Origin of the sequence: Roseateles aquae (assembly GCF_032337115.1) — a bacterium.
Lineage (GTDB): Bacteria > Pseudomonadota > Gammaproteobacteria > Burkholderiales > Burkholderiaceae_C > Roseateles_C > Roseateles_C aquae.
In genome coordinates this window covers 154,517-167,785 of record NZ_JAVXZY010000003.1, presented here as the reverse complement: position 1 = coordinate 167,785, position 13,269 = coordinate 154,517, and the positions used below count along the sequence as shown (strand labels likewise).

Here is a 13,269-nt window from a genome sequence, read left to right as displayed (position 1 = left end):
CGTTCCCCACGTGCGTGGGGATGAACCGGCCATTGGCGGCGATGTGAAACAGCTGGTGCTGCGTTCCCCACGTGCGTGGGGATGAACCGCCCGGTTCATCATCTTTGGCACCTACGTGCAGGCGTTCCCCACGTGCGTGGGGATGAACCGTGGTCGGCGTGCGCTTGCAGCCGTGGGAAATGGCGTTCCCCACGTGCGTGGGGATGAACCGAACTTGACCAGGTCGCCGGCGTGAGGGATCACGCGTTCCCCACGTGCGTGGGGATGAACCGACGGCGGTGCCGACGAATTAGCTTTTCGCGCAGCGTTCCCCACGTGCGTGGGGATGAACCGCACTACTTGGCCACGGCCCGGCGCGTGGAGAGGCGTTCCCCACGTGCGTGGGGATGAACCGAACTTGTTAGCCCAGCGCTGCGGGTCAATCATGGCGTTCCCCACGTGCGTGGGGATGAACCGCAGACCGCCGACGGTTTGGTCATCACGAACTGGCGTTCCCCACGTGCGTGGGGATGAACCGCTGAGCCTTGCCCTGCCAACTACCCGCGAGGGGCGTTCCCCACGTGCGTGGGGATGAACCGCCCAGCCTTTGAACAAAGTTAAGCCCGAGTGGGCGTTCCCCACGTGCGTGGGGATGAACCGACACCGTGCCGTCGCGCCAATTCGGGGCCGGCGCGTTCCCCACGTGCGTGGGGATGAACCGGAGCAAGGAATGATTGACCTAGAAGCACTGGTGCGTTCCCCACGTGCGTGGGGATGAACCGCCCTGATGCAAGCCGGTCGCGGTTTGATCTAAGCGTTCCCCACGTGCGTGGGGATGAACCGCCTCAGGTTGTCATCATGCAGATGCCTGGCATGCGTTCCCCACGTGCGTGGGGATGAACCGCGCTGACGCCTGAGCAGGACAAGGAAGATGCGGCGTTCCCCACGTGCGTGGGGATGAACCGGAATACCAGTTTGCCAAGCAGCAGGGCTACCCGCGTTCCCCACGTGCGTGGGGATGAACCGTTCATATGGATCCAAAAACCTGGGGATACCACGCGTTCCCCACGTGCGTGGGGATGAACCGCCGGTGAACGGTGCGAGACCGGACAGGTACTGGCGTTCCCCACGTGCGTGGGGATGAACCGCCAATGGTGATGCCGGGGCCAGTCGGGAACGAGCGTTCCCCACGTGCGTGGGGATGAACCGCCTTGATGACGCTGATTTCATCGAGCAGATGAGCGTTCCCCACGTGCGTGGGGATGAACCGCGTGTCATGGGAACTTGAGGAAACCTACTGATGCGTTCCCCACGTGCGTGGGGATGAACCGGCCCTTCAGTCGGACCAGCCTCCAGCGCTTCCGCGTTCCCCACGTGCGTGGGGATGAACCGCTCCCCAACAACTTGACGCAGAAGATCAGCCAGCGTTCCCCACGTGCGTGGGGATGAACCGCATCTAGCGAACTGCTAGAGGATCAGACGCAGGCGTTCCCCACGTGCGTGGGGATGAACCGTTCCGTGACTGGTGCTGGGTGCTCACCCATTAGCGTTCCCCACGTGCGTGGGGATGAACCGACGAAACGCTGACTTGGGCTGGCAAGCCTTCCGCGTTCCCCACGTGCGTGGGGATGAACCGTCCGTGCCGAGCGGAATGTCGGGCTTGCCCTCGCGTTCCCCACGTGCGTGGGGATGAACCGAATCGCGCGAAATCTTCGGGGTGATTCTGCTAGCGTTCCCCACGTGCGTGGGGATGAACCGCCCCTAGGCTCTAATCGGCGTTTATGCTCGGCGCGTTCCCCACGTGCGTGGGGATGAACCGCGAGGCTCTGCCTTGTGGCCAGTCTCAAACAGGCGTTCCCCACGTGCGTGGGGATGAACCGACAACGCGATGCCATTCGGTTTCCTCTTGCTGGCGTTCCCCACGTGCGTGGGGATGAACCGTCAAAACCGGCAAGCATGCGCTACGTGTCGAGGCGTTCCCCACGTGCGTGGGGATGAACCGGCCGGCTTATTGACGGTGAGCTAGTCTTTCCCGCGTTCCCCACGTGCGTGGGGATGAACCGTAGTAGCCGGCGTCGTTCAGGGCTTTGCGAATGCGTTCCCCACGTGCGTGGGGATGAACCGGCGACCGCCGAGAGCATCGAGGGGCCTCTGGTGCGTTCCCCACGTGCGTGGGGATGAACCGGCTGCCGCCTGAACAACGGGGCGCGCCGGGCGGCGTTCCCCACGTGCGTGGGGATGAACCGGATTCCTTGACAACTGAGCAGACACAGGCTGGGCGTTCCCCACGTGCGTGGGGATGAACCGCCAATGCCGCTGATTTGGCGGGGATGGACGCCGCGTTCCCCACGTGCGTGGGGATGAACCGCTGGCCTTCGCATTCCTGTTCGGCCTGGTCGGGCGTTCCCCACGTGCGTGGGGATGAACCGATCCATGATCGAAGCGGCGCTGCTGTTACGGTGCGTTCCCCACGTGCGTGGGGATGAACCGGCGCGCGTGACCGGCTTGGCCTCCAGCCTCGGGCGTTCCCCACGTGCGTGGGGATGAACCGCTAGATGCAGATCCACACACTCACACGGAGCAGCGTTCCCCACGTGCGTGGGGATGAACCGCCTTTCCCGCTGTCCAGGCCGAGCATTTCGTTGGCGTTCCCCACGTGCGTGGGGATGAACCGCTCCAGATGTGTTTTGAATGAAGGGGTCAGCCGCGTTCCCCACGTGCGTGGGGATGAACCGCTACTCGCGAACACGGCCCAATCCCCCGCCGCGCGTTCCCCACGTGCGTGGGGATGAACCGGCTCCACGGTAGACCGCGACCTAAACCTGTTGGCGTTCCCCACGTGCGTGGGGATGAACCGCATCAGCCCGACACCCCGGCTGTGTGGCCTTTGCGTTCCCCACGTGCGTGGGGATGAACCGGAGTCAGTGACCGGTAGCACCTCGCCCAGACCGCGTTCCCCACGTGCGTGGGGATGAACCGTCTTCGTCTTGCTCCAGCCAATCCATGACAGTGCGTTCCCCACGTGCGTGGGGATGAACCGGATCTGATGCCAGAGCCATGGTCAATACACGAGCGTTCCCCACGTGCGTGGGGATGAACCGCCGTGGCAGTGCGCTACGTCCTTCGAGGGCTAGCGTTCCCCACGTGCGTGGGGATGAACCGGCTTCAGGCTCAGGCGCTGAGGTGTACCGCAAGCGTTCCCCACGTGCGTGGGGATGAACCGGAACTGCCGCAGCTTCCGGGCTGGGCCACACCGCGTTCCCCACGTGCGTGGGGATGAACCGCGCAAGGAACTGAAGGCGCCGGCCGTCGAGTTGCGTTCCCCATGTGCGTGGGGATGAACCGGCCTTGACCGTGGCATCTGCGCTCGAAAGCACGCGTTCCCCACGTGCGTGGGGATGAACCGCTCGACGCGCAGCTGCTCGACGCGACGGACAGGCGTTCCCCACGTGCGTGGGGATGAACCGGCACGGAGGCCTTCCCCTACGTCTTCAGCGCTGCGTTCCCCACGTGCGTGGGGATGAACCGTGGATTACCCGCGCTCTGTAAGCGCAGGCCCGGCGTTCCCCACGTGCGTGGGGATGAACCGAACCTTTTGCCGGGCTGCCAAACAGCACCGCAGCGTTCCCCACGTGCGTGGGGATGAACCGCTGGACAAGCAGCGCGCCATCACCGCCGAGTCGCGTTCCCCACGTGCGTGGGGATGAACCGTGCGCATCCTTGAAGTGCTTGCGCAGCCGCTTGCGTTCCCCACGTGCGTGGGGATGAACCGATCGGCTTCCTGCGTGGCGATAGCCTGGCGGAGCGTTCCCCACGTGCGTGAGGATGAACCGCCTGATGTCAGCAGCGAAACTCGTACTCGAGCGCGTTCCCCACGTGCGTGGGGATGAACCGGCTGTCTTCTTTCTGTCCATCGTTTGCCATCAGCGTTCCCCACGTGCGTGGGGATGAACCGCCCGGGGCGAATGAGGAGTGGCCGACGCTGGTGCGTTCCCCACGTGCGTGGGGATGAACCGATCGCAGACGATGCCCTGATCGCCGCCCGCCGGCGTTCCCCACGTGCGTGGGGATGAACCGAACTCTTCGAGGTCTTCGCCCTGCTCCGCAAGAGCGTTCCCCACGTGCGTGGGGATGAACCGGCTTGGCGAACTTGGGCGGTGGTGGGCATGGTGCGTTCCCCACGTGCGTGGGGATGAACCGTGTCATGGTGACGCGGACAAGGCGCCGGCTGTGCGTTCCCCGCGTGCGTGAGGATGAACCAATATGCGCGCATAGCGATTAGCTGCCACGCTGGCGTTCCCCGCGTGCGTGAGGATGAACCGGACTTGGGCCCGATGGAATCACATAGCAACAAGCATTCCACAGGCGCGTCCGTAGCGCCCGTAACCTCCTTGTACTTGCCGCCCCCACGTCGCGCTTGCATACTCCACGACCACTGCGTGGCCATCGCATTAACCGACAAATTACTGGGCTCGCAATACTCAAACGGGAGGGCGCATGGTGCCGCTTCGAGGGAATACGGGTCTGGGGGCCGCGCTGGTGCCCTTGCTGGCGTCGGCCCTGCTGGCGCTGACTGGCTGTGGTGGTGGCAGCGGTGGTGGAGGCTCGGCAGCAGCGGCCGTCGATCCGGCCTCGCCAGCGGCTTCGACGCCAACGCCAAGTACGCCTCCATCGCCACCGCTGAGCGCCCTGGCCCAGCTTGGCGCCCTGGTCTATGTGGACAAGACGCTCAGCGCCTCGGGCCAGCAGTCCTGCGCCAGCTGCCATGATCCGGCCGCCTTTCATGGCCCGCCGAATGCGTTCCCGGTGCAGCCAGGTGGTGCGGCGATGGAGCGGGTGGGCACACGCGCCACGCCGTCGCTGCGCTATCTGCAGCAACTGCCGGCCTTCTTTGCCGGCGACGGCAATCCGGCCAATGTGAGCGGCGGCCTGATGGCCGATGGCCGCGTCGACACGCTGGCGCAGCAGGCCCGGTTGCCCTTTCTGAATCCGCGCGAAATGGCCAACGCCAGTCCGGCGGAGCTGGCCGCTCGGCTGCGCCAGACCCGCTACGCGCAGCGCTTCACGGCCGGCCCCACCGGCAGCGATGAGGCCTGGATCAAGGAGGCGACCGACGCGCTGATGGCCTTCCAGCTCGAAGATCCACAGTTCCACCCTTACAGCAGCCGCTACGACTGGTTGCTGGCCAACAAGGGCCTGGCAACGCCGGCCGAGCAGCGCGGGCTGTCGGTCTTCATCTCGCCGCAGCAGGGCAATTGCATCGGCTGTCATGCCATGCCCGAGGGCGTGGCGCCGAAGGCGCTTTTCACCAACTTCGGCTATGCCGCGCTGGGGGTGCCGCGCAATTCGGCGCTGCACGACAACGCCGATCCCAGCTATTTCGACCTGGGCCTCTGCGGCCCTGTGCGCAGCGGCGTCAAGCACCAGGACTGGTGCGGCCTGTTTCGCACGCCGACGGTGCGCAACAGCGCCAAGCGGCCGGTCTTCTTCCACAACGGGGTATTCACCAGCCTCGCCCAGGTGCTGGACTTCTACAACAGCCGCGACAATGCGCCGCAGCGCTGGTACCCGCAGCGCGCCGGCCAGCCCGATCTGTACAACGATCTGCCGCTCGCCCTGCGCGGCAACGTCAGCCAACAAGCGCCCTTCGGCGGCGGCGCCACCCCGCCGATGAATGCCCAGCAACTGAAGGATCTGCAATGCTTTCTGGAGACGCTCAGCGATGGCTATGTACCGGGCAGCCCCCCCGGGCCCAGCTGCGATTGAGCCTGGCGCTTCGCTGCCTGACGGCCGCCGCACTGGCACTGGGCAGCTGGCTGCCTGACAGCGCCACGGCCGCGCCGCCGGCTGCCTCGCCGAGCACCGTGGCCAGCGCCAGCGCTCTCGGCCGCGGCGTCAACTTCGGCAATATGCTGGACGCCCCACGCGAGGGGGCCTGGGGCTTGTCGCTCAGCGATGAGTTCATCGCCAAGGCCTGGGCGGCGGGTTTCCGCTCGGTGCGGCTGCCGGTGCGCTGGAGCAATCACGCGGCGGCGACGGCGCCTTATGCCATCGAGCCGGCCTTCATGGCGCGGGTGTCGTCGGCGGTGGACGCGCTGCTGGCCCAGGGCTTCACCGTGGTGCTCAACATGCACCACTACCGCCAACTCGATGGCGACGCGCTGGACGAGGGCGATCTGGCTGTGCCCGAGGCCGAGGTCGACGCCCGCTTTCTGCAGCTGTGGGCGCAGATTGCGCCGCGCTTTGCACACCATGGCCCTCGGCTGCTGCTGGAGCTCTACAACGAACCGCATGGGCGGCTCAATGGCGAGCCCTGGAACCGGCTGGCTGAACAGGCACTGGCCATCGTGCGGCGGAGCCATCCGACGCGGCCGGTGATCATCGGCCCTACGCACTGGAACAACGCCAGCGATCTACCGCTGCTCAAGCTGCCGCCGGATCGAAATCTGATCGTCACCGTGCACAACTACGCGCCCTTCAATTTCACCCATCAGGGCGCCGCCTGGATACAGCCGCCGCTGCCCCTGGGCCTGCACTGCTGCGACCAGGCCCAGCGCGCCGAGCTGGACGCGCCGCTGGCCGCTGCGCAGGCCTGGGCCGCCGCGCGCGGCCTGCCGGTCTATCTGGGTGAGTTTGGCGCCATCGGCCTGGCCGACGAGGCCTCGCGCGTGGCCTTCACCCGCGCCATGCGCGACGCCGCCGAGGCCCGCGGCATGAGCTGGGCCTACTGGGAAATGGCCGCTGACTTCGGCGTCTATGACCCAAAAGCCAAGGCATTCAGGGCCCGGTTGCTCGATGCCCTGATGGGCCCGCGCTGAACTGGCAGGCGCGCAGCGCGCAGCAGAACTTTTGGCATATGGGCCAATCACGCCGCGCGCGCAACAATCGCCGCGCCGCGTTGACGCAGCATGCGGCCGATTGAGCCGTCCTTCTCAACGCTGCGGATTCGCTGCTCGCCATGCTTCGTACCTTGCGCCATTGCCTGTTGGTTTTCCTCTGCCTCGCCGTCGTCGCCTACACCGTCTATGTCTATGGCGTGCTGCCGCTGGGGGCGATGATGAACCCGACCATGCGTGCCAACTTCGAGCACAACTGGCTGGGCATCTACACCCATGTGTTCGCCTCGTCGCTGGCGCTGCTGCTCGGGCCGCTGCAGTTCTCTGCCCGGCTGCGCGCGGCACGCCCGCGGCTGCACCGCTGGCTGGGCAGGACTTACCTCGGCGTGGGCATAGGCCTGGGTGGATTGGCCGGGCTGTACATGGCCGCCCATGCCTATGGTGGCTTCTGGGCGCGCAGCGGTTTCGCGCTGCTGGCGCTGGCCTGGCTCTACACCGGCTGGCAAGCCTACAGCGCCGCGCGCGCCCGCGACATCAGTTCGCATCGGCGCTGGATGCTGCGCAATTTCGCGCTGACGCTGGCCGCCGTGAGCCTGCGCGTGCTGATTCCCTTGTCGCAGATTGGCGGCATTCCGTTCAGCCTGGCGTACCCGGCCATCGCCTGGTTGTGCTGGGTGCCCAATGCGCTGCTGGCCGAAGCGCTGTTGCGGCGTCAAAGCTCGCAGCGGCGCGGCTCAGGCCTGAGCGCCGCAGCCACGGCACGCGCCACTCAGTAACGCAGCTCAATCAGCTCGCGCAGCACCGTGTTGATCGCCTTCCTCACCACCGCCTCGTTGGCGATGCGGGTGCGCTCGTTCTGGTCCAGCATGGCCTGGCCGAAATCGGTGGTGTGCAGGCTGCGCAGGCGGCGCTGGTAGAGCGTCTCGCCGCTGCGCTGATCGCTCAAGCGCCAGTCCAGCGTGGCCGCCACCTTGATGTCCAGGCCCACCCAGGGCTGCTCCAGCTCGGCCAGCGTCAGCTCCAGCTTGTAGCGGGCCTGTGCCGGGCGCTGGGCCAGCATGCCGGTGCTGCGCAAGGAGTCTTCCAGCGCGGCCTGCATGGCTTCGTTGGCGATCTTGGAGCCCCACCACTTGCCGGTGGCTGCGCCACCATTGACCGGTGCCACGGCAACATTGCCCTTGAGCGCCTCGGGAATCCAGGCACGCAGTTGCAAGGCATCGCCGGCCGGCAGCATCAGCTGGGCGGGTTCGCTGGGCGTGCCGCAGCCGCCGAGCAGCGCCGCCGCCGTCAGCGCCGCCAGGCCAGCGGCCTTCAGCCCCCTGCTCACACCGCATTTCATCACCGCGCTCCTGTCGACTCTGCTCGGCGCAGTCTAGGCCGGCGGCCGCTGCCGCAATGAGTCAAAAAGGCGCAGGAATCAAAGGCGTCTGTGCTGCAGCGCCGGCAGCTGGCTGCGCACCGCGGCCAGGCGTTCGGCGTCGATCTCTGCGATGGCCAGGCCCTCGCCTTCGGCATGACAGGCGAGCACCTGGCCCCAGGGGTCGATGACCAGGCTGTGGCCCCAGGTGCGGCGGCCGTTGGCATGCAGGCCGCCCTGGGCCGGTGCGATCACATAGGCCTGGTTCTCGACCGCCCGGGCGCGCAGCAGCAGTTCCCAATGCGCCTCGCCGGTGGTGTGGGTGAAGGCGGCGGGCACGGCGATCAGATCACAGGGCGGCTGGCCCGGCGTGAAGCTCATCGCGCGATACAGCTCGGGGAAGCGCAGGTCGTAGCAGACCGAGAGGCCGACCCGCCAGCTGCGCCCCTCGGCCGTGACGTCCACCGTCACCGGCACATCGCCCTGCTCGAGCACGCGGCCTTCGTCGTAGTGCTCGCGGCCGTTGTCGAAACGGAACAGGTGCAGCTTGTCGTAGCGCGCCGCCAGCTCGCCCTGCGGGTTGTACACACAACAGGCGTTGCGCACATGGTCCGGCGTGGCGGCGCGAATCGGCAGCGTACCGCCGATCAGCCAGACACCCAGCTCGCGCGCCGTCTCGGCCAGCAGGCGCTGAATCGGTGCGGCGGCAGCGCCGAAGTCTTCGGCGATCTTGAGCTTGTCGTTGTCGGCCAGGCCCATCAGGCAGAAATACTCGGGCAGGGCGACCAGCTTGGCGCCCTGCGCCGCGGCCTCGGCCATCCAGTGGCGGGCACGGGCGAGGTTCTCAGCCACATCGGGGCTGGACACCATCTGAACGGCGGCGATCTTCATGGCAACGCTCCTTGCGAGGGTTTCGTGTGTTCAGGGCTGGCTGGCCGCACTGGCGGCACTGGCTGCAGGCGGCGCAGCCTCCACCGGCCGATGCTCGACCTTGTCGACCTTGGGATCTTCCCAGCTGCCGGTGACATGGAATTCGCTGGTGCCCGCGGCGGCCATGGGCTTGCGCAGGATCAGCTGGGCCAGGAAGGTGCCCAGGCCGATGGCCGGGTTGATCGCCGCATAGGCCAGCGAGGCGCCGCCGGCATTCACATCGGGCACCACCAGCACGCGCAGGTCCTGGGTTTCGGCGGCCAGGTCGGCGCGGCCGTCCATCAGCACGATGGCCTGCACGCCCTTCATGCGCAGATTGCTGCTGCTGGCCACGCCGCGTTCAATCTTCACATCGCCGCCAAAGCCGTCAAAGGCAAAGCCATCGGAGAAGACATCGCGGAAATCGAGCAGAAAGCGCCGCGGCAGCGATTGCAGGCTGAGCACGCCCAGCAGCCGCGCCGCGCCGGGCTCGGCCTTGAGGAACTGGCCGGCGTCCAGCGCCACATTGAGCTGGCCGGACAGGCTGCCGTAGTCCAGGCTCAGCGGCGAGCCCTGCCAGGCCAGCTGGCCGGCCAGCAGCCCCTTGCCACCGCGCAAGACCTGACCCTGACCCAAGCGCTCCAGCAGCCGGCCGGCATCGGCGACATCGAGCTTCCAATCCAGCACCGTGCGACGCTGCGCGCTGGCCGGGTCGAACAGCCACTGGCCGTTGGCGCTGAGCTGGGCATCGGGGTGCTTGAGCAGCAGCCGGGTCAGGGCCCAGTCGCGGGTCAAGGCATTGTTCTGCGCCTCCACCTCGAGCCGGCCGAGCTTCTTGCCGCGCAGCTCGAAGTCGTCGACGACGATGTCCAGCGCCGGCACGCTGCCGGGTTGCTTGTCCATCAGCTGGGTGACGGACTCGGCCTCGCTCTTGGGCAGCGCCAGCCGCGCCAAACGGGCATAGACACGCCCCGGCTGGGCCGGGCGGGCGGCGCGGTATTCAACGTAACCGCTCAGCTGCTCGGCATCGAGATTGGCCCGCCAGGCGCCGACCTCGGGCAACCGCGATATGCCGGCGGTGAGCTTGCTCAGCGGCCGGCCGCTGACCAGCAGCTGCTGCACCCGCAGCGTCAGCTGCGTGGGCGTGTAGCCGGCGCCCTCGATGCTCTCGACATGGCCGCTGCCCAGCAGACGCTGGGCCGCCTGCTGCCATTGATCGAGATTGACGGCACCCAGATTGGCCTGCAGCTGCACGCCACTTGCCGGCAACGGCGCCAGGCTGTCTTCCAGCGCCAGCGAGCCGCGCAAGACGCGCGGCTGCTCGCCGGACAGGTCGCGCAGATAGTGGGCCTGCACCGTGTTGCCCAGCTCCAGGCGCAGTTCGTCGCGCGGCCGGCCCATCGTGCTGTCGGCCGTCAGCTGGGTCTGGTAGCGCAGCGACAGCGGCGTGTCGGCGTCTTTCTTCAGCGGCGCCGGCAGGTCCAGTGCCATGCCCTGCAGCGTGCTGCTGATGGCGATCTCGCTCTGGCCGTCCTTGAAACCCAGCTGCAGCCGGTAGGCGGCCTGGCCATTCATCGCGCTGCCCAAGCGGGCCAGGCCACCGAGTTCGGTGGCGCGGCGCAGTGATTCAGCACCGACCACGCCCTGGCCGCTGAAGCGCAGGCTGCCATCCTTCTGGCTGCCGCCCTCGAAGCTGGCATCGCCGCCGAGCACGCGGGCTGTGCCGGCCTGCAGGCTCATGCCCTTGCGGTCGAAGTCGATGCGCGCCCGGGCGCCGGCCAGCAGCGGCACATCGGGGCGCAGCCGCACATCGTTGCCGAGCAACTGCACCGAGCCCTTGACCGTGCTGTGATTGATGTCGTTCAAGGGCAGCTGCAGCGCCAGCTTGAGCCCGGCGCTGCCGGTGGCCGTGGCCTGGTGCAGGGCCTGGCCGGTCCATTCGTCAACCGGCGAGCTGCGCACAAAGCGCAGCAGATCGCTCATCGCGCCGCGGCCCTGGCCTTCAATCTCCAGCACCTGGTTGTGCATCAGGTCCTTGATGCCGCCATGCACATTGCTCAGTTCATAGCCCAGCACCTGGGTGCGGCCGTTCCTGATGCTCATGCTGCCGCGATCAAACACCAGCTCGGCATTGAGCTTGTCCATCAGCGGCCAGGCCGAGGGCTGAGCCGGTTGATCGCCTTGGGCGGCCTGGCCGGGCACATAGGCCAGCTGCACATCCTCGGCCTTGGTGGCGATGCGGAACTGGCCGGCGCTGCTGCGCTTGTCAAAGGGGAATTCGTCGAGATCGCCGCGCACCCGGAACACCACATCGCGCGCCGTACCGGCAAGCACGGCCTGGCGCACATAGCTGCGCGCCTGCGCACCGACGGCCAGCGGCAGGTAGTGGACGACGCTGGCCGCCTTGCCCTCGGCCAGCCGGCCGCTGAGATCGAGCGATCCCGGCAGGCGCCCGCCATGGCCCACACCCTGGCCCGGCCCGGTGCGCCAGACGGCCTCCAGCTCGCCGCGCAAATCCTCGTTGGCCAGCTGCACATCGCCGACCCGCAGCTCGATCATCGGCGGCAGGCCTTCGCGCGGGTCGATGCGCCAGTTCAGATTGGCGGCGAACTGCTTCATCGCCAGCACCGGCTGTTCGAACACGCCTGGGAAGACGACGGCCCCGTCGGTGATCTTCAGCAGCGCCTGGCCGCCGCGCTCGCTGGCCTCGAAACGCAGCTCAGCCTGGTTGAAGCCGGGCCGGCCGGCACCACCGTTGGCCGGCGCCTCGCCCGGCTGCAGCGCAAAGTCGGCCAGACGGCCCTTGACACGGTAGCCCTGCGGCGCGGCCAGGCTGCCCGTCCAGCTGGCCGCGAAACCCTCCAGCTGGCCCACCGGCGCCAGCGTGCCGAACCAATGATGCAGCTCGGGCCCGAGCGGCAGTTTGCCGGCGATGCGGCCCAGCAGCGCCAGGTCCAGCTTGGCAATGCCCAACTCGCCGCCACTGATCGGCGCGCCCTCCAGACCCAGGCCCGGTGCCGACGCGCCGCGCGCGGCCGGCAGCGTCTGCTGCAGCACCAGGCTCCAGTCGCTGCGCGGCCAGCTCAAGCCACCATCGAGCTCGAAGCCCAGCTGGCTGGCGGCAAACTTCAGGCCTTGGCGGTCGCGCAACAGGCTCAGGCGGCCGCCGACCTGGTTCAGCTGCACGGGCTCGACCTTGTTCGACAGCCGCAGCTTGACCGCACGCAGCCCCATGTCCAGCGTCAGCGCCTGCGCCTGGCCCTGGCGGATCTCGGCCCAGCCGCGCAGCGCGCCATCGCCTTCGCTGAGCTCGAAGGGCAGATCGACATAGCGGCGCAGCTCGCGCACATCGGCGCGTGGCAGATCGGCATAGAGCTGGCCGCTCCACTGCGCCAGATCGCCGGCACGCTGCAGCAGCGGCTGGGTGAAGTCGCCGCGCAGGCCAAAGCGCTGGCCCCAGGCTTGCGGCGGCGTGGCATCCAGGCGCAGCTGGTGGCGGCGCAGGCCGTTGCGCATCACCAGGTCCAGATCGGCCAGCTCCAGCGGCGCGGCTTTCCGGCCCTCGTCGATCCAGCGCACCCGGCCGTGGCGGATGACGAATTCATGCTGGGTGAAGAACCAGTCGGCCAGCTCGGCGCCGCTGTCGGCGCGCTCGGCCTCCTCGTCGACGCTGAGGCCGGCCACGAAAATGCGGCCCTGCTTGTCGCGCCGTACCTCCAGCTCGGGGCCTTCGATCAACAGCTGCTCGAAACGCAGTTCCAACGTCAGCAGCGAGCGCGCCGACAGCGCCGCCGCCACCCGCGGCAGCCGCAGCACGATGCGGCCACGGTCATCGGCCAGGCGCAGGTCGCGCAGGTCCAGCGCCGGCATCCAGCCACCCGATCTGAGCTCGATCTGGCCAATGCTCAGCTGCAGACCCAGCGCCTTGGAGGCCTGTTGTTCCAGCGCCGGGCGCCAGTCATTGATGTGCGGCAGAATCGCCCAGTGCAAGGCCAGCCAGGCGGCAATCACCAGCCCCCAGGCCAGCAACACCAGCCACAGCGCCCAGCGCAAGCCGCGCCGCAGCCATCGGGCCGGGTGGTGGCATGCAGCGGAAATCGAGGCGATGAAGGACATGGAGAAGAAGGAAGACGCTGCCGCGTCAGTCAGGAAAATGAGCTACACCAAGCCTTGTGCCCATGTCAGCAC

General features: G+C 67.7%; 6 protein-coding genes and 1 CRISPR repeat array (1 of these 7 running past the window's edge). Of the genes, 3 read left to right on the top strand and 3 right to left on the bottom strand.

Annotation, left to right across the window (positions count from 1 at the left end; translation table 11 throughout):
* Positions 1-4,301: a CRISPR direct-repeat array (repeat unit 29 nt; unit sequence GCGTTCCCCACGTGCGTGGGGATGAACCG) (it extends 551 nt beyond the left edge of the window).
* Between the two features lie 175 nt (positions 4,302-4,476).
* The 3 genes from RQP53_RS09580 to RQP53_RS09570 all read left to right on the top strand — a co-directional run bounded on the left by RQP53_RS09580 (position 4,477) and on the right by RQP53_RS09570 (position 7,591).
* On the top strand, positions 4,477-5,745 hold the full coding sequence (locus RQP53_RS09580; RefSeq protein ID WP_315650080.1) for a cytochrome-c peroxidase: 1,269 nt from the start codon (positions 4,477-4,479) through the stop codon (positions 5,743-5,745).
* Positions 5,742-6,797 carry a glycoside hydrolase family 5 protein gene (locus RQP53_RS09575; protein WP_315650079.1) on the top strand — a complete coding sequence of 352 codons (1,056 nt, stop codon included), beginning with the start codon at positions 5,742-5,744 and terminating at the stop codon, positions 6,795-6,797. Before RQP53_RS09580 ends, RQP53_RS09575 begins: the two co-directional genes overlap by 4 nt.
* A gap of 140 nt (positions 6,798-6,937) precedes the next feature.
* A complete protein-coding gene (locus RQP53_RS09570; RefSeq protein WP_315650078.1) occupies positions 6,938-7,591 on the top strand; it encodes a DUF2306 domain-containing protein in 654 nt (217 codons plus the stop codon).
* Here RQP53_RS09570 and RQP53_RS09565 read toward each other — a convergent pair.
* The 3 genes from RQP53_RS09565 to RQP53_RS09555 form a co-directional block, all read right to left on the bottom strand.
* Complete coding sequence (locus RQP53_RS09565; RefSeq protein ID WP_315650077.1) at positions 7,585-8,154, bottom strand: hypothetical protein; 570 nt, start codon at positions 8,152-8,154, stop codon at positions 7,585-7,587. The two genes, RQP53_RS09570 and RQP53_RS09565, sit on opposite strands and share 7 nt — an antisense overlap.
* Positions 8,155-8,232: 78 nt before the next feature.
* Positions 8,233-9,063, bottom strand: a complete 831-nt coding sequence (locus RQP53_RS09560) for a carbon-nitrogen hydrolase family protein (RefSeq protein ID WP_315650076.1) — start codon at positions 9,061-9,063, stop codon at positions 8,233-8,235.
* A gap of 30 nt (positions 9,064-9,093) precedes the next feature.
* A complete protein-coding gene (locus RQP53_RS09555; RefSeq protein ID WP_315650075.1) occupies positions 9,094-13,197 on the bottom strand; it encodes a YhdP family protein in 4,104 nt (1,367 codons plus the stop codon).
* Between the last annotated feature and the right edge of the window lie 72 nt (positions 13,198-13,269).